This window comes from Herbaspirillum aquaticum (assembly GCF_002213425.1).
GTDB classification, from domain to species: domain Bacteria; phylum Pseudomonadota; class Gammaproteobacteria; order Burkholderiales; family Burkholderiaceae_D; genus Herbaspirillum; species Herbaspirillum aquaticum.
The window spans coordinates 69738-91615 of record NZ_NJGV01000019.1; the positions used below are offsets into that span (position 1 = coordinate 69738).

Here is a 21878-nt window from a genome sequence, read left to right on the forward strand (position 1 = left end):
CCGCATGCACTGGCTGAGGGAAAGCAGCCAGCGCACAGCCCGTTCGCATCGTCCATGAAGGTGCAAGGCAGACCGGCAGCGCCGCCGTCTGCATGCAGCAGCACCCCTACCCGGTCTCACCGTCCTTCCGCCACCGGCCCCGTGCGGAGGGACAGCGTTAAGAGGTTAACATGCTCAACACTGTCCATGCGCTCAGTCTGGAGCCCTTGTATCGCCGTCGCGTTTTCCAGTCCACCCGCAAGGTCGACTGCCACGCCCAGGTCGCCAACGAACTCTCGGAACATGACCTGTTCTGGAAAGGCGACGATGTCGATACCGTGCTCTTCAAGGCGGCGATCCAGCAGTTGCAGATTTTCATGCTCAAGTATGGCGCCGAGGTCGTCGTGCGTCCGCGCCTGTTCAACGGTTTCGCGCTGGTCCACATGACGCTCTCGGGCAGCGCCGAGATCGAATCCGATGGCCGCAAGGTGTGCATCCCGCAAGGCCACACCGCGCTGATCGCACCAAAACGGAATCTGCGCCTGTGGTGGCAGGCAGGTTCCGAGCAACTGATCCTGAAGGTGCCGCTGGCCCTGTTCGACGAATTGCGCGCGGTTGGCCAGCGCGGCCCGCTCGATGTGCCCTCGGTGTTCCTGCTGCCGCAGCAGGCGGCACCCTATTGGGACCTGCTGATCCAGTCGCTGCAGCGCGTACTGGCCCTGCCCGGCCAAGGTCAAGGCCAGGGGGAATGGGTGCAGCATTTCGAACGCAGCGCTGCGCAATTCCTGCTCTCGCAACTGACGACCACGGTCGATCCCGTGCATGCCTCCAGTAGCGGGCAACGTGCTGCCAGCGAATCGGCCGACAGCCTGGTCGGTGCCGGCAAGCTGCAGCGCCTGGACATGCTGGAGCGCTACATCCGCAGCCGTCTGTGCGCGCCGCTGGCGCTGGCCGACCTGGCCGGTGCGGCCGGCGTGAGCGTGCGCGCGCTCAATGCGCTGTGCCACCAGCAATATGGCGTGGCGCCCATGGACCTGCTGCGCAACATCCGGCTCGATGCCGTGCGCGAGCGCCTGCTCACGCATCCCGGCGCCAACATCACCGATACCGCTTTCGAATTCGGGTTCGGGCATCTGGGACGTTTCTCGGCTTACTATCGCGAGCGCTTTGGCGAATTGCCCAAGCAGACGCGCAGCGTCACACGCTGACTTTCCGGAGCGCCGGAGTCTCCACCGGCAGTCTCGACCATGGCATCGGCACGGTGCCATTTTTTTCGTCCCTGCACCACGCGGCGGCATCTTCGTTCTCCCCTGCACCAGCGCGCAGCAAGGCTCACGCCACGCGGCTGCGCTGTGAAAAAAACGGATAAGCCTGCGGCTGCATGATGCAAGCGGCGGATATTTTTCGGTCCCTTCCTTCACTAAGATCGCCGCAGCAAGCACTGGCATGCGCGTGTCCACGCACGCTGCCTGTCGGGAAATTCATCCGTGCTTGTTACCACCGCACTTCAGGATCGGTGTCCCGGTCAACCCGGTGTGCGCAGCCCTGAAGACTCAATCATCAGCAAATGGGGAAGAACATGAAGAAATGGGTCGCAAGCGCCATGGCGCTCACGGCAATGGCTGGTACGCAGCAGGCCCTGGCGCAGAGCCAGGTCAGCATCTACGGCATCATCGATACCGGTGTGGTCTACACCAACCACGCCAACGCAGCCGGCAATTCGGTCCTGAAAATGCCGAGCCTGACCTCGTCGTTCCCCTCCCGGCTGGGCTTCAAGGGGACCGAAGACCTGGGCGGCGGACTGCAGGCGATGTTCGTGCTGGAGTCGGGCTTTTCGGTCGATACCGGCGCCATGGGACAGGGCAATCGTCTCTTCGGCCGCCAATCCTATGTCGGACTGAAAGATAGCTGGGGCAGCCTGATGCTGGGACGCCAGGTCAACATGACTTACCTAGGGCCTGTTCACATTCAATCTGTGAGATGCGTTGCCCCCAGAAGGCGTGCTGGCAAGGCGCGCGTCAGGGCTGGTGGTGGTGCCACCAGCCCTGACGTGCAACGCGGCCAGCGCGCCTTCTGGGGGCAACCCTCCGGGAGAGGCCGCCAAGCGTCGCCTGCCGTTGTTGCAGCTCCTTGCCGTGGCACCACCACGGCGCGTCGCTGCGCCTAGGCAGTCAACGCTTGGCGACCTCTCGCACTCACAGATTGAATGTGAACAGGCCCTAGTCACGGCCAAGTCGGATGTGATGGGACCCAACCTCTTCTCCATCAGCAGCATCGACGCCTACATTCCCAATGCGCGCAGCGACAACGCCATCGGCTACCTTGGCAGCTTCAGCGGTTTCACGCTGGGTGCCACCTACAGCTTCGGGCGCGACACCTCCACGGCCGGCGGCGCCAGTGCCACCGGCTGCCCGGGCGAAGTGGCCGGCAATGCCAAGGCCTGCCGCCAGGTGACCGCCATGCTGGCCTATGACAGCAGCCGCTATGGCGTCTCCGGTTCCTACGACATCCTGTACGGCAATACCGGCGCGGCCAATGGCCTCACCAGCAGTGACAACCACGACCAGCGCGTCACCCTCAACGGCTACGTCGTGCTGGGCAACAGCAAGATCGGTGGTGGCGTGATCGACCGCAAGACGCGCGCGGCCACCGGCAATACCGATTCCGACCTCTACTATCTCGGCTTCTCCACGCCCCTGTCGGCCGCGCTGGTATTGGACGCGCAGATGGCACGCCTGAACATCAAGGGCTCGGCCAACACCTCCACCTTGTCGGTCGCACGCCTGACCTACAACCTCTCCAAACGCACGGCGCTGCATACGTCGCTGGGCTACATGAAGAACGCGGGCCGGGCCGCCATCCCGCTGGATGTGGGTGGCACCGTCGGTGCCGGCATGAATCAGCTGGGGGTGATGACGGGAGTGCGGCACACCTTCTGAGTCGGCCGGAGGTGGCGCGGTCCCGCTGCACGAGGGCGGGACCGCGAAACCCTGCCTTGACTCAGCTGGCCGACTCCACGGCCTGCATCCATTCCCTGCAGGCCGCCAGCGCCGTGCCCTCAGCCGCCGCGATGGCGTGCTGGAGTTCGACGCTGCGCGCTGCCAGCTCATCCAGTCCCATCGCCTGCAGCCCGCCCTGCAGGCGATGCAGGATGCGCAGCACGCGGTCATGCTCGCCGTTATCGATGGCCTGCTGCAGCTTGTCTTTTTCCACCGGCCAGCTCTGCCGGAAAGCCTCCCGCACTACCCGTTCAAACGGATCGACCGGCGCCGCCTGCACTGCCGGCACCGCTGGCGCAGGCGCCGTGCGGACCAGGCGCGTGAGGATCTCCTGCATCTGCAGCAGCGAGGCTGGCTTGGTCAGCAAGGCATCAAACAGCGCTTGCGGCAGTTGCGCCAGGCTGCCCGGACCTGCCGCCGTCGTGGCGATGATGCGGGCGTGCGGCTGCAGCGCGCGCACGCGCGTGGCCAACGCCACGCCATCCAGGCCGGGTATGCCGAGATCGGTGATGAGCACATCGGCCGGGTGCGCCTGCCACTGCGCCAGCGCGTCCAGACCGTCGCGGGCCAGCCGCGGGCGAGCGCAACCCAGCGCCTGCAATTGTTGCTGCATCAAGGTCAGATTCACATGGTCATCCTCCACCACCAGCACATCGAGCCCGCTGGCCACACGCAGGAGTTCCACGGCGGGCTGCAACTCTACCGCAGCAGGCTGGTTGCTTAGCGCGCACAGCCAGCCCTGCCGGTCGAAAGCGCTGACCTGCTGCCAGCCAGACGCTAGGCTGCCGCGACGGACCACGTCAGGACAGATCAGCACGGCCTGCAAGGACTGGTGTTGCGCGCAGGCGATGAAATCATCCACGCAATCCGGTGCGACCAGATGGATCGCGGCCTCGGAGGCGCTGGCGCTGGCGCCGTCGCTCTGCGCCGCGCCCCACGCGGCGAGATAATCGCAGAGCGTCGCTGTCATCTCCGCATCCTGGCAATGCACCACCACGGTCTTGCCCGCCAAGGGGCGCGAGACCGGCAGCGCGGCATCTCCCTCAAGCAACGCCAGCGTGATCTGCGCACCGAAGACGCTGCCCTGGCCCGGCTCACTGTCGAGGGTGATATCGCCTCCCATCAGCTCGGCCAGGCGACGGCACAGCGCCAAACCAAGACCCGTGCCACCGAAGCGCTGGCTGATGCTGTCATCGGCCTGCTGCAGCGACTTGAAGATCCGTTGGCGGGCACTGGGCGAGACGCCGATGCCGGTATCACTGACTTCGAAGCGCACCACCACGCGTGCCGGCTCGCGACGCACGAGCCGCACCGCCAGCCGGATGCGCCCCTGCGCCGTGAACTTGACGGCATTGCCGACCAGGTTGTGCAGGATCTGCATCAGCCGCTGCGGATCGCCCAGCACCGGCGCTTCCAGCGCCACGGCGGGGAGGCAGGAGAAGTCCAGTCCCTTGTCCAGCGCCAGCGGTGCGAACAGCTGTGCGCACGCTTCCAGCAAGTCGTTGAGCTGCAATGTTTCCGAGGCCAGCGTGATGGATTGCGATTCGATCTTGGTGATGTCGAGGATGTCGTTGACCAGCCCCATGAGCATGTCGAAGGCACGGCGGATCAGCTCGATGCGCTGCCGCTGCGGCAACGACAGCTCTTCCCGCGCCAGCAGCTCCATATGCCCGATGGCCCCGTGCAGGGGCGTGCGGATCTCGTGGCTGACCTGGGCCAGGAACATGGACTTGGCCTGGCTGGCGCGGTCGGCCATGCTTTTGGCTTCGCGCATGAGGGCTTCGTGGGCCTTCTGCATGTTGAGATCGATCATGCCCAGCAGCAGCACATCCTGCCCCGAAAAGCGCGTGCGCGACCACACCGCGCCCAGATGGCTGATGCCGCCATCACGCAGCGGCAGTTCGGCTTCGATCATGGCCTGGCGCAGATTGTCGCCGACCCGCACTGCGGTGAGGATCTGTGCATAGAATGCCGCGCTGGGCAGTGCCGAGTGCTCCAGCATGCGCGCGGCCACCGCATTGCGCAGCACCACCTCGCCCGAACCGGGCGCATAGACGGCAATGCCGACCGGCAGGGTATCGATGATGGTCTGGCTGAACTGGCGACTCTCCACCATGGCCAGCGCCTTTTTCTGCAGCGGCCCGATCACGCAGCGGTCGAAATAGAGGGTCGCAACCCACACGAAAATCAGCGCAAACATTCCCCAGACGGCACCCGTGGTGAAGTCGCCCTGCAAGCCGGCCAGCACGTCGCGCCAGGTGAAGGTGAGCACCACCACCCACTCCGGTCCCTCGATGGTCTGGGCAATGAAGAAGCTGCCGTCATCGTGGAAATGGCCGACGTGGTCGTGCGGATCGGTGGCATGCCGCACATGCTCCTGGATGTGGCGCATCAGCAGCGCATTGACGTGCGGGTCGGGAGCGCTCAGCAAACGTGTGCTGCCCTGCCCTTCAAACACCATCAGGCCGGGCATCTCTTCGTCTTTCATGAAAAACTGGCGGAACTGGCTGGCCGGCACCGAAAACACGGCCGTTGCCTGATCCCCCTTGTCCAGCGCAATGCGCACGGCCAGCCGGGTCACGGCCGAGCGCTGCAGCGGCGCGCTCAAGGCCGGACTCATCCACAGCACGCGCTGCCCGGTGCTGCCCTGGGCGCGGGCCGCCCGTTCGCGCTCGCCGGCGAAGGCAGCATCGACCGGCGCACTGATGGCGCTGATGTAGGGCGAGATGCCGAGCCGGCGTACCTCCTGCTCTTCGGCGCCGGACAGCGGCGGCGAGACCGCCAGGAAGCCGGCGTCGGCGGTATAGATGAAGCCGTCCAGCGTGACACCGGGTTCGGCCGGATTGAACATCGGCAAGGCCGAGGCCTGACGCAGCAGGAGCAGCAGCGTGGCCAGGCGCAGGCGGTCGGCGGCAGTGTCACCCCGTATCACCAGGGAAAAGGGAACCACCGTCAGACTTTCGGGACTGCGGGTGATCTCGCCAGGATCGACGCGCTCGCTGTAGGTATCGAGCACCATCAGTTCCTTCTTGTAGAGATGCTGCAGGCGGGCATACATCTCGGCGAACTGCACCACCCGCGCGGTGAGGCGATCGACCTCGGACTTGATCTGCTCGCGCTTGCTGGTGAAGCTGCCGATCTGTCGTTCGCGGAATTGCGTGAAGGCGCTGTAGCCCAGAAACATCACGGCGCAGACGATGGCCACCGACAACAGCGTGGCACAGCCATACAGGAGCCGGCGATAGTAGCGCTCCGACAGGGCAAGGATCTGGCGCGGCATCGCTGCTCTCAGTGGCCCAGGTTCTGGAAGATCCGGCTCAGTTCGACGTCATTGCTCACCCCGAGCTTCTTCATGGCCGCCACCTTCTGGTTGCTGATGGTCTTGGGACTGCGGTTGAGGCGCTCGGCGATGGCGCTGATGGACATGCCCTGGCAGATCATGCGCGCCACCACCAGCTCGCGCTCGGACAACTGGGCCAACCCGGTCTGGCGTGCGTTGACATTGAACAGGCTGCCCAGCAAGGCCGAGGATAGCGACTGCGGCAGATAGACGTGGCCGTGGTGGACGCTGCAGACGGCCTGCGGCAGGTTCACGAAATCACTGCGGTTCTTGCCGATGAAGCCGGCCGCTCCCAGCTCCAGTGCACTGGAAATGATCTGCGGCTGGGCATGGGCACTGAGGAAGATCACCTTCATCGCCGGATGCTGGCGGCGCAGACGCTTGAGCAGGTCCAGGCCGTCAGCCTGGGGGTCGTCATCAAAGGCATAGTCGCACAGCAGCACGTCCACCGGATCACGCTCCAGGCAGCTCATCAGTTGCGTGATGCTCTCGGCCGAGAAGGCCAGCACCAGGTCGGGACACGTGGCCAGGATGGCTTCGATGCCCCGCAAGACGACCGGATAATCATCGGCGATCCCGACCCGTATCATTGTCCCCTTAGTCGCCATATTGGCATTCCCTTTCCTGCGCTGTTTCGGTGGTCGCCGCCTGGTCCCGGTGGCGCTGCATCTGCCGGAAGAACTCCGGCATCGCCAGTGGCCTGGCGAAATAATATCCCTGGAAGCGCCGCACCCCCATCCGGCGCAAGCGCTGCCACTGTCCCCGGGTCTCGATACCTTCGGCGGTGACGGTAGCATCGAACTCGGCAGCCAGGCCGACGATGGTTTCGATGAGGCGACTGTACAGGGAATTGTCCTGCATGGCAGCAACAAATGACCGATCAAGCTTGAGGCTGCTGATGCGTCCACAGGCCAGCTGATGCAGGCGTGCGTCGCCGATGCCGAAATCATCCAGGGCGATGGCGATATCGGCCCGCTCGCACTGGGCGAACAGGCGGCGGCAACGCTCCGGCCCGAGGTCGGCACCACGCTCGGGCATCTCGATCATCAGCTGCAACTGCGGCCATGGCAGGCGGCGCAGCAGGGCCTGGCATTGCGCCACCAGCTTCTCCCCGGCCAATTGTTCACCACAGGCATTGAAGGACAGCACGAAGGGCTGCCGCAGGCAGGCAGGTGCGCTGCGCCACGCCGTGCGCACCTGCTGCAGCATCTGGCGCGTGGTGGCGGCCAGCAGTCCCTCCTCGGACAAGCGCTCCAGGAAGACCGCCGGTGCCAGCACCCCGGCGTGCGGATGCTGCCAGCGCATCAGGATTTCGGCGCCCTGCCAGTCGCCGTCGGCACCGACGATGGGTTGCAGGAAGGGCTGGAACTGGCGTCGCCGCAAGGCCAGCAGCAAGTGCCTGCGATCCATGGGCGGGACGGCGGCAGAGTGGGCGCAAAGAGCGGCGGCATGCATGGGAATTTCCTTCATGGCAGGTTGGGCGGCATCAGGGACCTTGCGTGATCGCTAAATCGCCCGTCGTCATCGATGAGCTGGAAGCTCAGCCGCGGCTGCTGCCACGGCAGGGTGGCATCGTCCACGGGCAGCACGAAAACCTGTTCGCCATAGGGCGGTGCCATCTGGTCGGGGGCCGCGCGCGGCACCAGTTCGCGGCGACCGTCGCTGACGCGCAGGTTGGCAAGGGAAGCAAAGTAAGGGCTGTCGTTGCGGCAGACCAGGATCCATTGCCCGGCCTGCCATTGCAGCCGGAAGTGCAGCGCATCGCTCCACTGCGGTCCAGGACCGGCAAGGCCGGCGGGACGATGGAATACCTTGATCTGGGTATTGAGCCCGAGCAGCAGGCGCGGTGCGCTTCCCGGCGCGTCCGGCAGCAGGGGGATCTCGTAGAGATTGAGCCAGAACACCGATTCGCGGTCGACCGGCAGCGGCTCGCCGGTGTACAGCACCCTGACCTGGCTGATGGCCTGCGGCGACAGCCGCTGTACGGCAGGCAGGACGAACAAGGCAGACTGGACCGTGTCCGGTGCCTGGCTACCCTCGCCCTGGTCTACCCAGCTCTGCACCACCACGGCATGCGGGTTGGTATTGGCCAGGCGCAGGCTGAGTTCGCGCTCGCCCTGGCTGAAGACCAGCCGCGTGCGCTCGGGCATGAGCCCGGCCTCGGCACGGCTGCAGCAGAGCATCACGGACAGCAGCAGCCAACGTGCCAGCCGACCGATCCGGTAGCGGCTCATTGCGACGCTCCCGGCGCATGCGGTTGCGCGGCCTCTGCCGGCAGGAACTCGGCACGGCGGGGAGCGGCCGCACAGGCCGCCTCCAGCCGGATCAGCTCCTGCGCCAGATCCTGCCCGTGCAGGTCGTAGCGCGCGGCGCAGCGTTCCTGCTGGCCGTCGCCCCAGCGCACCAGCAGCTCACCCTGCACCTGGTCCGTGCGCAGATAAGCCTGGCTGCCCTGCCCGACCATGCCGATCACGCTGCCTTGTGCATCGAGCACGTCGGCTCCCATCGGCAAGGGCGAGGCCCCGTCCCGCTGCAGGCGGATCAGCAGGGCATGTCCGGTGCGGGTCCTGAAACTGAGCTTGAGCGTCGCACCGGCATAGGGAATCACGGTGCGCTGGCTCTCCAGCAGTTCGGTCTTGTGGCTCTTGCCGCTGGCCGCCAATTCGACCACGTTGCGATGATAGGGCGAAAGCGAAGGCAACAAGGCATAACCGTGACTGTCGATCACCGCCCCCTGGCCGTTGAAGAGACGCGCACCTTCGGCCCCCTTGGCTTCGATCAATGCAAAGGTATCGCCCAGGTAGGGACCCAGCGTGATGCCACCGGCATGCACCGCGAGCGCACCGCGCACATTGCCGGCCACCTGCCAGTATTGGCGCCCGTGGGTGAGATTGAGATTGAGGTTGGCTTTGGGCAGGCGCGCGCCGAGGTTGCCGTTGATGCTGTCCTGCTGGCCACCGGGCGCATGGCTGGCCCCCACGCTGTAGCTGAGATGGCGCTCGCCGGCCAGCATGCCGGACACTTGCGTCTGATAAAGGTCCTGGTCCGCCGCCCGGACCACCGACGCACTCGCGATGGGCCGCTCGCCGCCTGCGCGCCCCAGCGGGATGGACAGCGACAGCATCAGCGAGGAGCCCGTTTGCGCCACCGCCGGCAGCCGCCCGTCCAGCTCATCGGGGCGCCGCGCCACACTGCTGACCTGCTGTCGCTGGAAAGCGAGGTTCAGACTCACGCCATTGCGCCACAGGGTCGAATACCCGAACTGCAATTGCGTAATGCGGCTGCGGTCATGGTGGAAGGTCTGGGTCAGGCCGGAGAGATACAGCGAGCCCAGGCTCCCCAGTTGCTGGCTGAGCGAGAAATCGATGCGCGAGTGCTGCTGATAGCTGGTGGAACTGGCCAGCGAAGACCACCGGCTGCGCTGCACCTGGCGCTCGCTGATCACGTCGGCCAGTTCGCGGTAGCCGGAAGTGGAATAGCGATAGCTGGCGAGGGAGAACTGCGTACCGGTGACATCGAAGGCCCGGGAATACGACAGGCCCACCATCCACCCTCCGCGCGCGCTGCCACCGGTATCGGCATGCGAATAGTTGAGCGACAGGCCGAGCGAACCCAGCGTGCCGGCCAAGGTAGTGCCCAGCACCGCCGACTGGTACGCCGGAGCCACGCGCAGCCCGAGGCTGCCGGTCATGCTGTTGCTCAGTCCGCGTTGGACCAGGGCATCCACGAACGGCAAACTGCTATCGGTATCGCGGGTGCGCCCCAGCGTGACGCTGTAACGCGTGCTGCCGGGCCGCATCGACTCCGGCAGCGCCGAGTAGGGCACGCTGAAGCGCGAGCGCGTGCCATCGGCCTCGATGACGGTGACATCGAGATCGCCGTTGTAGCTGGTCGGATACAGATCGTCGATCACGAAACTGCCCGCAGCGACCGTGGTGCGGTAGATGTCGCGTCCTTTCTGGCTGACGATGACCTGCGCGTTGCTGCGCGCACTGCCGCGAATGACGGGGGCATAGCCGCGCTGCGAATCGGGCAGCATGCGCTCGTCCGAACTCAGTTCCAGTCCCTGGTAGGCCAGTCCCGACAGCAGCTTGCCGGAGGTGTAGCTCTGGCCCACCGTCAGTTCGCTGGTCCAGCCGGGCAAGGCGCGGCGGGCATAGGTACGCACCGGATTCCAGCGAAGTCCGCTACGGCTGTCGTAGCCCAGGCTGCCTTGCTGGCGCAAACGCCACAGGCCGAGGTTGATTCCGCTGTTGGTAAAACCGTAGACCGAACTGCTGCTGCCCTGGGCGGTATGGGCGTAATACTGGCTGATGCTGTAGTTGAGGAAACCCATGCTGTCGCCGGCATCGTAGAGTGCGGGATCGATGTAGCCACGCGCGACATGGTTGCGTTGCGCCTGGGGCAGGCTGACGTCCAGCCGCAGGCGCGAGAGATCGAACACGGCCTGTGCGCCGGGTGCCAGTTCATCGATGCGAGCGCAATCGCGCTGGCCGAGCTGCGCGACCAGGTCCTGCCGCAGGTCGAGCAAAACGGCATCCTCGGCCTTGAAGCAGGGCACCGCCCCCATCCCTTCGACCAGGTCGAAGCGCAATGCACGGCGATGGCTGAAGCTGCCATTGACAACCACATCAACGCTGTAGATACCGGGCTCGACATTGCCCACGCGATTGAAGCGCGACAGGCTGCCCTTGTTGATGGGCGAGGCCATCTCCAGCGACTCCAGGAACCGATAGCTGGTCTCCGGCGGGCCGGCCACGGCGACCGGCCAGGCCAGCAGCCCGGCCCCCAGCGACAGGACGGACCGGGCTACGCGCCGCAGGGGCGGGGGATGCACGCTCACCGTAGCCCCTCACTGCACAGGATAGTCGCGCGGCACTTCCACACCCACATCGTTGAGCAGACGCAGCCGCATGCGCATGCCGGCGCGGTCGGCCGGCAGGTGTTCCAGCGGCCAGCGCAGTTCCTGGAAAGGCTGGATCACGGTCGTCCTGGCCAGCGTCTGCGCCTGGCCGCCCAGCACCAGGTCGGCCTGTTGCACCATCAGGTGATAGCCACTGCCGTTGCGCACCACCATGCCGGGCGTGCCATCACTGCTGTCGATGGCGAAAGAGAGCGCCTCGGGAGCGCGTGCGGCATCTGTCTCGCCGGCAAGGGCGGGGGGACGATAGAAGACTTTCATTCGGCTGCGCACAGTCAGCACCAGCTGGTTGTCGTTGACCGAATCGGCCTTGAGGGCCGGCACCTGCAGGAAATTCAGGAAGAACAGCGACTCGCGGTCCTGCGGCAGCGGCGCGCCTGCGTAGGAGAGCCGCACCACCTGACCGCCACGCGGCTCGATGCGGAACACCGGCGGAATGACCAGGAAGGGCGAGGCCTGCCCATCGGGCCGGCCGGCGTGTCCATCATCCAGCCACAGCTGGACCAGGTTGGGATGATCGTCAGGATTGCTGAAACGCAGTGCCTGCTCACCGGCATCGGCCGGATAGATGACGCGCGTACCGAGCATGGTCACGCTGGCGCTGGCGTGCGCACCCAGCAGGAAGACCAGCAGCATGAGGAGACCTGCGCGCAAGCTTGTTCTGTTCATGGCAAAAACGGGGATGCGCCGCCGGGAGATATCCCGGCAGCGACAGGGGTGGGACCAGCGGGGAAACGGAAGTCCGCGCCCGGACAGGCGCATCAGAAGTAGTCGAGAGCGTACTGCACCGAACCAATCACGGAGCCGGCTTCGGCCGCGCCGCCTTCGGCGACGTAGCGCACGGCAAAGATATGCGAAGCACTGGTGCTGCCGGCGGCAACCTCCAGCCCCTCGACCGACACGGCGCTCCCTCCCACCAGACTGATCGGATCGCCGCCCACGCTCTTGCGCAATTGCAGCGCCACGTTCTTGGCTGTGCCCAGGTTGGGAATGTTGTTGCCGCTGGTCGCCGCGCTGGCCAGGAATTGGGTCTTGATCTTCAGCTTGTCCTTCGGTTTGTCGACGGCCGACGCCGTGCAGCCACTGACGCTGACCACGAAGGGCGTTTCGCCCGCCGAAGTGCCTGCCGCCGCCAGGTCGCCCGTCGCCACCGTGGGCAGCAGCACGACCGGATTGGCCGCGCCATCGACCATCACCTGGCAGGTCTGGCTGTTGACCTGGCCGCGGAAATTGATGGTGCTGCCCGCCGCCAGCACCAGCGACGGCGAGACCAGCAACAGGATTGCAAGATGCTTTTTCATTTTTACCCCCAAGGAGAATTCGGTCGATCCACGAAGAATGCCGACGCCAACCGATACGTCCGGCACCAGGTGAATCATAGGCAGACCGGCCATCCAGCAGAATCGGCCACCCCCCAAAGCAGCGGTTGGCAATCCCTGATTCGCACATGGGCCAAATCCCAAACACGGGCACCGCAGCCCAATGGGATTTGGCCCATGCGCATTGCGGCAGCGGCCCATGTTGCGCACAGGCGTGCTGCGCGAACATGCAGGGCTTTCCCTTCCTGCCGGAGTTGTTCCTTGTCTGCTCGCCCGCCCGATCACGCCAGGCCAGGCGTGCCTGTCCCCTGGGCCCTGCCACGCCCTTTGCGCCTGCTCTTTGCGATGCTGGCGTTGTGCCTGCTGTCGCTTCCTGCGGCGGCCATCTGCAAGCGCAACAATCGCATCGACTATCCCTTCACGCCCTTGAGCGATGGCGGTTCGGCCCAGTTCTGGTTCGGCCGCATCAATCTCGCCAGCACCGCGTTGCAGCCGGCCGGCACGCTCCTGGGCAGTACGGTGGCCACGGCCGCCGAGGCCTCCGGCATCAGCGGCGATACGCTGCTGTGGACGTGTGACCTGGCCGATGCCGGGCAGGTCTCCGAAGTGTTTTCCACCAATGGCGATGACCGCGTCGGCGGCTTTGCCGAGATCGGCACCCAGGACGGATTGCCGGGTTTCTACCGCACCTGGTTTCCCGGTGTGGCGATCCGGCTCACGCATTTGCGCTCAGGGAAGGTGTTTTCGCGCTATTACCAGTCCGCCCGCCTGGAGAACTATGACGTCGATGAAGCCCGCAAGAAGATCCTGATCCGCGCCAAGCATCTCAGTCCGGTCAAGGCCGAGATCGCCCGTGTCTCCGATCTCAGTCCCGGGACAGGCACCAGCAACTGGTGCGGCGACCGCCCGGACAACCGGCTGCAGGCTGCCGTTCCCTACCGCTGCCTGCAGCCCAATGGCTACCTGATGCTGCGGGGGCCAGGCTACAACCGCGCCAGCGGCGACATGGATGATGATGGTGAAGACCACGCGACGCGCTTCCTCTTCTTCGGTGCCGCCAACGGTATCGCCTTCGGCATGCGCCAGGCGGCCAGCCTGAGCGTGCTGCCATCATGCGTGGTACAGAACGTGACACCGGAAGTGGTTTTTCCGACGATCTCGGAAGAAGAACTCAAACAGGGCGAAACACGGCAGGTGGAGTTCACGCTGGCCTTTCGCTGTGACGAGGGCGTCAATACCCGCCCGCCGTCCACCGCCGGCACTGACGACAACCAGACCGCCTTTGGCATCCAGGTATCAGCAGGCGCACTGGCGGCGGCGCGGCAGCTGGGGTATGTGAACCAGGACCAGGGCGTACGGTACCTGCTCTCGGACAATTACGGCCTTGATCCTTCGCTGGCCAAGGGCGTGGGCATCAGCCTGAGCGACAGCGACAGCCAGCAGCCGATGCAATTCCTCAGCTCGCCGCTGGCCGGCCAAGGGATGTCCAGACCGCTGCCTGCGGGTCGCAACGCCGGCTGGTATCGGCTCGACACCAGCAATGCATCACGCTGCCTGCCGCCAGCACCGGCTGCGCCCGCGTATCAGTTCACGGTGGAAAAGCGATTGACCGCCACGCTGCAGAAGCTGCCGGGAAAGACGGTGGCACCGGGACGGGTGTTCGCGACCGCCTATGTGATCGTCAAGGTGCAGTGAGGTGCGCGGCCGGTGCGAACACGGAAGCAGATTGGCTTGGCATCAATACGACCTCACCGGCATGGGGTGCATATGCTTATGAGAAATCATTTCTTGGCGCACCCTGCCCACTCGCGCTAGCGTCTCGGATGCGACAGTGTTCCCGCATCCCATCCACGAGAAGAAGAGAGACGACATGCCAGACAATCCGCAATGGAAATTCGAAACCATCTCCGTCCACGGCGGCTATGATCCCGACCCGACCACGCGCGCTGTGGCCGTGCCGATCTACCAGACCGTGGCCTTCGCCTTCGACGATACCCAGCACGGAGCCGACCTGTTCGACCTGAAGGTCCAGGGCAACATCTATTCGCGCATCATGAACCCGACCCAGGACGTGCTGGAAAAGCGCCTGGCCGCGCTCGAAGGCGGTATCGCCGCGCTCGCCCTGGCCTCGGGGCAAGCCGCCGTGACCTACGCGATCCAGACCATTGCCGAAGCGGGCGACAACATCGTCTCGGCCTCTACCCTGTATGGCGGCACCTACAACCTCTTCGCCCATACGCTGCCGCAGTTCGGCATCCAGACCCGCTTCGCCGATCCGCGCCAGCCGGAGTCCTTTGCACCGCTGATCGATGAGCGCACCAAGGCCATCTTCATCGAGTCCATCGGCAACCCGCTGGGCAACGTCACCGACATCGCCGCCGTAGCCGAAATCGCCCATCGCCATGGCGTCCCGCTGATCGTCGACAACACCGTGGCCACGCCTTACCTGCTGCGTCCCTTCGAACACGGCGCCGACATCGTCGTGCATTCGCTGACCAAGTATCTCGGCGGCCATGGCACGACCCTGGGCGGGGCCATCGTCGATTCGGGCAAGTTCCCCTGGGCCAAGCACAAGGAACGCTTCAAGCGCCTCAACGAACCGGATGTCAGCTATCACGGCGTGGTCTATACCGAAGCGCTGGGCGAGGCTGCCTATATCGGACGCGCGCGCGTGGTCCCGCTGCGCAACACCGGCGCGGCGCTCTCCCCGTTCAATGCCTTCCAGATCCTGCAGGGCATCGAAACCCTGTCCCTGCGACTGGACCGCATCACCGCCAATGCGCTGGCCGTGGCGCAATACCTGAAGCGCCATCCGAAAGTGCGCTGGGTCAACTATGCGGGGCTGGAAGATCATCCCGACCATGCGCTGGCGCAAAAGTATTTCAAGGGCCGCGCCTCGGGCGTGCTGACTTTCGGCGTGGCCAATGGCCGCGACGGCGGTGCGCGCTTCCAGGATGCGCTGCAACTGTTCACGCGGCTGGTCAACATCGGTGACGCCAAGTCGCTGGCCACGCATCCCGCTTCCACCACGCATCGCCAGTTGTCGCCGGCCGAACTGGAGAAGGCGGGCGTGACGGAAGATACCGTGCGCCTGTCCATCGGCATCGAGCATATCGATGACCTGCTGGCCGACCTGGAACAGGCATTGCAGTCGGCGTGACCTGATCGCCTCCCCAAAAAAATGGCTCCGCATGCGGAGCCATTTTCGTATCAGGCAGTGGATAAATCAGGCGGCCTGCTTTTGTGCTGTCCGTTGCTGCAAGCGTTGCGCCACCAGTTCACGTGTGCGCGGGATCAGTTCGCGGCCATAGTCGATGGCATCTTCCAGCGGATCGAAGCCACGGATGAGGAAAGTAGTCACGCCCAGATCGTAGTAATCCAGCAGTGCCTCGGCCACCTGTTCGGGCGTACCGACCAGCGCGGTGGAGTTGTAGCGCGCACCGGTCTCCTTGGCAATGGCCGTCCACAGGCGCTTGTCGACACGGTCGCCCTTCTCGGCCGCAGCCAGCAAGCGGCGCGCACCTTCGCTCTCCTGCGGTCCGGTGTAGGCCGGATGGCGCGTGCCATTGCCCGAGCGCAGGCGGCGCGTTTCATCGAGGATGCGTTCGGCACGCGCCCAGGCCTGCTCTTCAGTAGCTGCCAGGATGGGGCGGAAGGACACTGAGAAGCTGATTTCACGTCCATGCCGTGCTGCCTCGGCGCGCACGCGTCCGGTCAGCTCGCGCACCTGCTCAAGCGATTCACCCCAGAGTGCGTAGACATCGGCATGACGGCCGGCCACCGGAATGGCAGCCTCGGAGGCTCCACCGAAGAAGATCGGGAGTTGCGGCTGCTGCAGCGGCTTGACTTCAGAGTACGCCTGCTCGAAACGGTAGTGCGCGCCCTGGTGATCGAAGGGCTTGTCGGCAGTCCACACCTGGCGCAGGATCTGCAGGTATTCATCGGTACGGGCATAGCGCTGGTCGTGATCGAGATAGTCGCCATCACGGCGCTGTTCGATGTCGGAGCCGCCCGAGATGATGTGCACGCCCAGCCGGCCACCGCTGAAATGATCCAGCGTCGCCAGCTGGCGGGCCGCCAGCGTGGGCGCCACGAAGCCGGGGCGATGCGCCAGCATCAGCTGGATGCGCCGGGTGGCGGCAGCCACTTGCGCGATGGTGAGGATGGCATCCGGGCCGTTGGAGTGGTACGGCACCAGTATCCGGTCGAAGCCGGCCTCTTCGTGCGCGCGTGCAAAGCGCAGCAGGTAGTCGGTATCGATGGCCGGCCCGACCGAGGGGTGGATCTCGGAGTTCTTGTGGGTGGTGACCATGCCGATGAAATTGATGCTCATGCTTGCTCTCCTGAGGGCCTGCAAGGCAGGCGGTAAATGAGTCAGACCTTGACGATGTAATCGGAAACCTGCACCTTCTGCGGCAGGATCTTGCGCGCGGCCAGCCAGTCCGCTGCACCCTGGAAGGTGGCGATGAACTTGGCGTCGTCAGTACCGTGGAATTCCCAGCGGCGCGCCAGCTTGATGAGCGAATCGCGCACCGCATCGGAATAGCCGGCATCCTTCTGCACCAGCCCTTCAGCCTCGCGCGGATTCTTGCTGATCCACTCGCCCTCGGCACGATAGGCGGCGTTGACGGCGCGCACGATGTCGGCGTTTTCTTCGGCAAACTTGCGGTGCGTGACGTAGGAGTTGAAGTCGATCAGGAAATCCAGGTCGCGTCCCTCAAAGAACACGTCATGCGCCTTGTATTCCACCCGCGCGATGTCCACGCCGGGACTCCACATGGACCATGCATCGACCTTGCCCTGCGAAAAGGCGGGGCCGGCATCCGGTGGATTGAGGTAGACGAAATTGACCTTGTCGCGCGCGATGCCGTGCTTTTCCAGCGCGGCCACCAGCAGGAATTCCCCGAGCCCGGAACGATTGACCGCCACCGTCTTGCCCACCAAGTCAGCGACCTTGTTGATGCCCGAGCCATCCTTGGCGATGATGGCCGTGCTGCGCGGTTCGACCACGGCGAACTGAGTGAAGACCAGCGGCGAACCGGCGATCATCGCGGCCAGCGCGGGAGTGGTGCTGCCACCGAAACCGAAGTCGGCGCTGCCACCGGTGACGGCCTGCAAGGAGGGCGCATGGTTGGGGAAAGGACCGATCCACTGTACCTTGATGCCATCGCGGGCCAGCGTCTTCTCGAACTCGCCGCGCGTGCGGGCGATGCCGGGCAAACCACCCTTGCCCCAGGCCAGGCGCACCGTATCGGTATTGCGCGACTTGCCGGCGGCGCGCGCCAGCAGCGGCAGGCCGCTGGCGCCGAGGGCCGCGCTACCCAGCGCGGCTTGCAAGAGTTGACGACGATGGAGATTGGCAGGCTTGGAATCGTGGGACATGAGCATTAAGCAGGAATTAATGAGAAGAAAAACAGCATTCAGGAAAACTTAATGCCACCGCTACGCCGCCTGGGCAGCCACTACACCCAGCTCGGCCAGCAACTGCGCACGCAGGGCCTGGGCGGCAGGATGGCTGCGGTCATGGGCCGCTTCGGGGGCGACGCGAACATCGTTGGCAATGGCCCCGTCGCGCATGACCAGGATGCGATCGGCCAGGACGATGGCTTCATCCACATCGTGCGTCACCAGCAGCACCCCGGGGCGATGCCGCGCCAGCAGTTGGCGCACCAGGACATGCATGCGGATGCGGGTGAGCGCATCGAGCGCAGCAAAGGGTTCATCCAGCAGCAACAGCCGCGGCTCACGCACCAGGGCGCGTGCCAGCGCCACGCGCTGGGCCTGGCCACCGGAGAGATTGCGCGGCCAGTCGTCGAGCCGGTCACCCAGGCCCACCTCTTCCAGGGCGGCTTGCGCCAGCGGCTTGCCGTGGCGGTCATCGAGGCCCAGTGAGACATTGCGCCACAGCCGATCCCACGGGATCAGGCGCGGTTCCTGGAACACCACGGCGGGCTGCGCCGGTCCGTCGATGCGGCCGCCGTCGATGGGGTCCAGCCCGGCCAGCGCGCGCAGCAAGGTGGTCTTGCCGCAACCGCTCTCGCCCAGCAGGGCCACGAATTCGCCGCGTGCAATGCGCAGGTTCAGGCCCTGGATCACGGTGCGCGATCCGTAACGTCGCTTCAATCCGGCCACGCTCACCGCGAGTTCATCGGCCGTGGCGGGGTGCGCGGTATGGCGGTCGTACAAGCTGTCGCTCATCATTTCCCCTTGGCGGCGTAGTTGGGATGCCAGGCCAGCAGGCGGCGCTCCAGCAGGCGTGCGATGCCGTCGGACACCACGCCGATGCCGGCATAGATGACGATGGTCAGCACGATCACGTCGGTCTGCAGGAATTCGCGCGCATCCATCGCCAGCGAGCCGATGCCGGTATTGGCCGCGATGGTCTCGGCGATCACCAGCGCCAGCCAGGCGACGGCCAGTGCATAGCGCACCCCGGCCAGGATCGAGGGCAAGGCGCCCGGCAGGACGATGCGGCGGATCAGGGTCCAGTTGGACAAGCCGGTCACACGGCCCAGCTCCAGCAGTTTGGGATCGACCTGGCGGATGCCCAGCACGGTGTTGATGTAAATGGGGAACAGCACGCCCAGCGAGACCAGGAACACCTTGCCGCCCTCGCCCACGCCGAACCACACGATCACCAGTGGCAGCGCCGCCAGGAAAGGCACGGCGCGCACCATCTGCACGCTGCGGTCCACCAGCGCCTCGGCCAGGCGCGAGAAGCCCACCAGCGTACCGAGCACGAAGCCGATGCTGCCGCCGATGGCAAACCCGGCGGCGGCCCGCAGGAGGCTGGCCCCGAGGTCCGACAGCAAGCGGCCTTGGGCAATCAGGTTCAATGCCGTCTGCAGCACCTTGCTGGGCGCGGGCAACACCTGCGGCGAGAGCACGCCGGCACGGGCCAGCGCTTCCCAGGCCAGCAGCAGCACCAGCGGTGCGGTCCATGAAATGAAGAAGAGACTGCGTGCAGTCAGCACGCGCGGGGGGCGTGGGCCAGTGTGACTCGCAGCGGAGGCGGGGTCAGCTCCCGCCGCTGGCAAGGGAAAATGATTGACCGCTTCGGGCATGGCGTTTCCTTCTCGGTGATGGCGAGGACGCACCCGGCCAAACGCCGGGTCGTGCAGAGAAGGAAATCGTAATCAGCTTCGCGGCGAGGGAATACGAATGATTTTGTCTTTGGATATCCGGTAAACGGATTAGGGCTCAGCGCAGCTCGGCAGCGGACACTCCCGGCACACCTTGCCGGATGCGCTTGCTGTAGTCTTGCTGGGGGCCGTCCTGCAAGGCGCGCCCGGTGATACGCCCGGCCGCGTGCAGCTGGGCAAAGCTGTAGCCCGGCGTCAACACGCCCTGGTCGAAGACGTAGTTGGCGAAGTAGCCGGAGAGCAGCAGCCGATAATCCAGCGGCAGCGAAGGCGAGAGACGGCGCGCCAGCTCAAAGACGATGGTGGTGCAGTTGCTGGTGAGGGTGTTGTAGAAGCGCGGGCTGTCCCGCAATTGCGCCGCACGTTCCAGGTAGCCGAGGAAGACGCGGCGCAACTGATCGGGGCGCAATTGCAGGCGATAGAGATACACATCCTCCCCACGGGCATTGGTGCGGGTACGGATGATGTCGGTTTCGTCGGCGGCGACGATGACCGTCTCGAACTGGCGGAAGAAGCCGCCCAGGGCGGAAAAGGCTTCATCGCGCTCGCGCCGGATTTCCAGCGAGAACACCAGGCGCCGACCATCGGCAAAGCCGAAGGACACCAGCGTATGGGCAATGGCCGGCCCCATCCAGTAGGACAGCACCAGATCCGCCGAGACCAGCTGCGAGAGATCGTAGCGGCGCGATTCCCAGCGGATGTCGTAGTCGGTTTCGCTGCGCCAGGTGAAGTTGCGCACGTTGTCCAGTTGCACGATGTCGCCTTGCACCTGCGGCACCAGCAGGCGCGCCACGTCATCAGCCCAGTCGCGCTCGTGGCTGGGGCGGATGCTGCTCCACCACAGCGCCATGGCCATGCCGGCCAGCACGAAGGCCAGCGGGCCCCAGCGCCAGGAGAGACCCGGCAGGCCTGGCAGGCTCGGCACACCCGCCACCAGCGCCAGCGTTGCGGCCGGCGGCAGGCTCCACAGCACGATGGCGGCGATGCGCAGCCAGGCCGCCACCGGCAGCTGGAACCACAGCGCAAACCCGCCCCACACCGCCAGGCCCAGCGTCAAGAAACCCAACACGATCAACAGCGCTACTTGGAGAAAGAACATCGGTACATTTTCTGGTCGGATGAAGGGGAAAGCGAAGCGGCCGGCTCAGGCCATTGTAGCGGCGTGGACCTGCACCGGCTTGCTGGCACGCAATGCGGCGATCATGTTGCGCACCGCCGGCGCCCGTTCAAAGCGGCGATAGACGGCAGCTACTTCGGAGACGATGGGGGCGCCGGCCAGCGTGCGGTAGCTGACATTGGGCAAATTCACCACCGAGGCCAGCACGCCCGGCACCACGGCCACGCCCGCACCCACGGCCACTTCGGCCAGCACTGCCAGCAGGCCGCCGGGCCGGCTCACGCTGCGCGGGACCAGGCCGCCGCGCCTCCACACCTCGCGGCTGCCCAGTTCCTGCTCGGGCAGGATGAAGGCGTCACCGGCCAGGGCGCGCGAGCGGATCGCGCCTCCACCGGCAGCCAGCGGATGATCCGAGGGCAGCGCCAGGCAAAAGCGATCGCGCAGCAGCACGTGTGACTGCAGCGTCTGCCCCAGCGGCACCGGCAGGCGCACGAAGGCAATATCGAGCTTGCCCTCCTCCAGGGCGGCACCCATCTGCAGCATCGGCCACTCGCACGCATGCACCAGCACCTGCGGCCAGCGCTGGCGAAAGGCACTGAGCTGCTGCTGCAGGATGCCGCCGAAGACGGCCGAGCCGACATAGCCCACTTCCACCCGCCCCAGTTCGCCGCGTCCTGCGCGGCGGCCGGCATCGATGGCCTGGTCGAAGCGGGCCAGTGCGGCACGCGCCTGGATCACGAAATCCTGCCCCGCCGAGGTCAGCGCCACCGAGCGCTTGCTGCGCACGAACAGCTGGCACTGCAGTTGCCGTTCCAGTTGCTGGATCTGTACGCTCAGCGTGGGCGGCGCAATGCCCAGCAACTCGGCGGCACGGGCGAAATGCAGTTCGTCGGCCACGGTGAGGAAGTATCGCAGGTGTCGCAGATCCATCGTAACGGGCTCCTGGGCGCTGGTGGAATCGGTTGAAGATAATTAGCTTATACCTAATTAAAAGCTGGAAATCCATGATTGAAGCGAATCATCGATCTTGCTTCAATAGGGGTCCGATTTCCCTTGCCTGC

At 65.4% G+C, this 21878-nt stretch carries 16 protein-coding genes and 2 pseudogenes; 5 read left to right on the plus strand and 13 right to left on the minus strand.

Features of this window, described 5'->3' with window-relative positions:
* The first annotated feature begins 170 nt into the window (after positions 1–170).
* From CEJ45_RS17630 to CEJ45_RS17640, 3 genes and pseudogenes are all read left to right on the plus strand, one after another.
* Positions 171–1187: an AraC family transcriptional regulator gene (locus CEJ45_RS17630; RefSeq protein WP_088756342.1), complete on the plus strand. Its 1017-nt coding sequence runs from the start codon at positions 171–173 to the stop codon at positions 1185–1187.
* A 371-nt stretch (positions 1188–1558) separates the two neighbouring features.
* A pseudogene (locus tag CEJ45_RS17635) lies at positions 1559–1933 on the plus strand (porin); the annotation flags it as partial.
* A gap of 265 nt (positions 1934–2198) precedes the next feature.
* Positions 2199–2918, plus strand: a pseudogene (locus CEJ45_RS17640) (porin); the annotation flags it as partial.
* Positions 2919–2979: 61 nt separating this feature from the next.
* Here the strand turns inward: CEJ45_RS17640 and CEJ45_RS17645 are convergent.
* From CEJ45_RS17645 to CEJ45_RS17675, 7 genes are all read right to left on the minus strand, one after another.
* Entirely contained in the window at positions 2980–6258 is a 3279-nt protein-coding gene (locus tag CEJ45_RS17645) for a hybrid sensor histidine kinase/response regulator (protein WP_088756343.1), read from the minus strand.
* Between the two features lie 8 nt (positions 6259–6266).
* Entirely contained in the window at positions 6267–6908 is a 642-nt protein-coding gene (locus tag CEJ45_RS17650; protein WP_088756344.1) for a response regulator, read from the minus strand.
* A 7-nt stretch (positions 6909–6915) separates the two neighbouring features.
* Positions 6916–7773, minus strand: a complete 858-nt coding sequence (locus tag CEJ45_RS17655; protein ID WP_241517368.1) for an EAL domain-containing protein — start codon at positions 7771–7773, stop codon at positions 6916–6918.
* 11 nt (positions 7774–7784) lie between these two features.
* The gene (locus CEJ45_RS17660; RefSeq protein ID WP_088756346.1) at positions 7785–8552 is read right to left on the minus strand and encodes a fimbrial biogenesis chaperone; all 768 of its coding nucleotides are present in this window, start codon (positions 8550–8552) and stop codon (positions 7785–7787) included.
* Positions 8549–11161, minus strand: coding sequence for a fimbria/pilus outer membrane usher protein (locus CEJ45_RS17665; RefSeq protein WP_088756347.1), 2613 nt, complete (start codon positions 11159–11161; stop codon positions 8549–8551). The genes CEJ45_RS17660 and CEJ45_RS17665 overlap by 4 nt, the downstream gene beginning before the upstream one ends.
* 9 nt (positions 11162–11170) lie before the next feature.
* Positions 11171–11893 (minus strand): fimbrial biogenesis chaperone, encoded by a 723-nt coding sequence (locus tag CEJ45_RS17670; RefSeq protein ID WP_241517369.1) that lies wholly within the window; start codon positions 11891–11893, stop codon positions 11171–11173.
* 107 nt (positions 11894–12000) lie between these two features.
* On the minus strand, positions 12001–12540 hold the full coding sequence (locus CEJ45_RS17675; RefSeq protein ID WP_187697705.1) for a fimbrial protein: 540 nt from the start codon (positions 12538–12540) through the stop codon (positions 12001–12003).
* Between the two features lie 279 nt (positions 12541–12819).
* On the opposite strand from CEJ45_RS17675, the gene CEJ45_RS17680 reads away from it, so the two are divergent.
* Together CEJ45_RS17680 and CEJ45_RS17685 are read left to right on the plus strand one after the other, a co-directional pair.
* On the plus strand, positions 12820–14253 hold the full coding sequence (locus tag CEJ45_RS17680; RefSeq protein ID WP_229296886.1) for a fimbrial protein: 1434 nt from the start codon (positions 12820–12822) through the stop codon (positions 14251–14253).
* 175 nt (positions 14254–14428) lie between these two features.
* Entirely contained in the window at positions 14429–15718 is a 1290-nt protein-coding gene (locus tag CEJ45_RS17685) for an O-acetylhomoserine aminocarboxypropyltransferase/cysteine synthase family protein (RefSeq protein WP_088756350.1), read from the plus strand.
* Positions 15719–15784: 66 nt separating this feature from the next.
* Here the strand turns inward: CEJ45_RS17685 and CEJ45_RS17690 are convergent, their stop codons facing one another.
* The 6 genes from CEJ45_RS17690 to CEJ45_RS17715 form a co-directional block, all read right to left on the minus strand.
* A complete protein-coding gene (locus CEJ45_RS17690; RefSeq protein WP_088756351.1) occupies positions 15785–16891 on the minus strand; it encodes an LLM class flavin-dependent oxidoreductase in 1107 nt (368 codons plus the stop codon).
* Positions 16892–16932: 41 nt separating this feature from the next.
* Positions 16933–17940, minus strand: coding sequence for an NrtA/SsuA/CpmA family ABC transporter substrate-binding protein (locus tag CEJ45_RS17695; RefSeq protein WP_088756393.1), 1008 nt, complete (start codon positions 17938–17940; stop codon positions 16933–16935).
* Between the two features lie 60 nt (positions 17941–18000).
* The gene (locus CEJ45_RS17700) at positions 18001–18759 is read right to left on the minus strand and encodes an ABC transporter ATP-binding protein (RefSeq protein ID WP_420913308.1); all 759 of its coding nucleotides are present in this window, start codon (positions 18757–18759) and stop codon (positions 18001–18003) included.
* Positions 18756–19622 carry an ABC transporter permease subunit gene (locus tag CEJ45_RS17705; protein ID WP_088756353.1) on the minus strand — a complete coding sequence of 289 codons (867 nt, stop codon included), beginning with the start codon at positions 19620–19622 and terminating at the stop codon, positions 18756–18758. The genes CEJ45_RS17700 and CEJ45_RS17705 overlap by 4 nt, the downstream gene beginning before the upstream one ends.
* A gap of 136 nt (positions 19623–19758) precedes the next feature.
* Positions 19759–20799, minus strand: a complete 1041-nt coding sequence (locus tag CEJ45_RS17710; RefSeq protein ID WP_088756354.1) for a DUF4105 domain-containing protein — start codon at positions 20797–20799, stop codon at positions 19759–19761.
* A gap of 45 nt (positions 20800–20844) precedes the next feature.
* On the minus strand, positions 20845–21747 hold the full coding sequence (locus CEJ45_RS17715) for a LysR family transcriptional regulator (RefSeq protein WP_088756355.1): 903 nt from the start codon (positions 21745–21747) through the stop codon (positions 20845–20847).
* Between the last annotated feature and the right edge of the window lie 131 nt (positions 21748–21878).

Excerpts from the sequence above, each read along its gene's own strand:
- CEJ45_RS17630 (WP_088756342.1), top strand. The coding sequence starts at position 171 with ATGCTCAACACTGTCCATGCGCTCAGTCTGGAGCCCTTGTATCGCCGT.
- CEJ45_RS17645 (WP_088756343.1), bottom strand. The coding sequence starts at position 6,258 with ATGCCGCGCCAGATCCTTGCCCTGTCGGAGCGCTACTATCGCCGGCTC.
- CEJ45_RS17650 (WP_088756344.1), bottom strand. The coding sequence starts at position 6,908 with ATGATACGGGTCGGGATCGCCGATGATTATCCGGTCGTCTTGCGGGGC.
- CEJ45_RS17655 (WP_241517368.1), bottom strand. The coding sequence starts at position 7,773 with ATGCATGCCGCCGCTCTTTGCGCCCACTCTGCCGCCGTCCCGCCCATG.
- CEJ45_RS17660 (WP_088756346.1), bottom strand. The coding sequence starts at position 8,552 with ATGAGCCGCTACCGGATCGGTCGGCTGGCACGTTGGCTGCTGCTGTCC.
- CEJ45_RS17675 (WP_187697705.1), bottom strand. The coding sequence starts at position 12,540 with ATGAAAAAGCATCTTGCAATCCTGTTGCTGGTCTCGCCGTCGCTGGTG.
- CEJ45_RS17685 (WP_088756350.1), top strand. The coding sequence starts at position 14,429 with ATGCCAGACAATCCGCAATGGAAATTCGAAACCATCTCCGTCCACGGC.
- CEJ45_RS17690 (WP_088756351.1), bottom strand. The coding sequence starts at position 16,891 with ATGAGCATCAATTTCATCGGCATGGTCACCACCCACAAGAACTCCGAG.
- CEJ45_RS17695 (WP_088756393.1), bottom strand. The coding sequence starts at position 17,940 with ATGTCCCACGATTCCAAGCCTGCCAATCTCCATCGTCGTCAACTCTTG.
- CEJ45_RS17700 (WP_420913308.1), bottom strand. The coding sequence starts at position 18,759 with ATGATGAGCGACAGCTTGTACGACCGCCATACCGCGCACCCCGCCACG.
- CEJ45_RS17705 (WP_088756353.1), bottom strand. The coding sequence starts at position 19,622 with ATGCCCGAAGCGGTCAATCATTTTCCCTTGCCAGCGGCGGGAGCTGAC.
- CEJ45_RS17710 (WP_088756354.1), bottom strand. The coding sequence starts at position 20,799 with ATGTTCTTTCTCCAAGTAGCGCTGTTGATCGTGTTGGGTTTCTTGACG.
- CEJ45_RS17715 (WP_088756355.1), bottom strand. The coding sequence starts at position 21,747 with ATGGATCTGCGACACCTGCGATACTTCCTCACCGTGGCCGACGAACTG.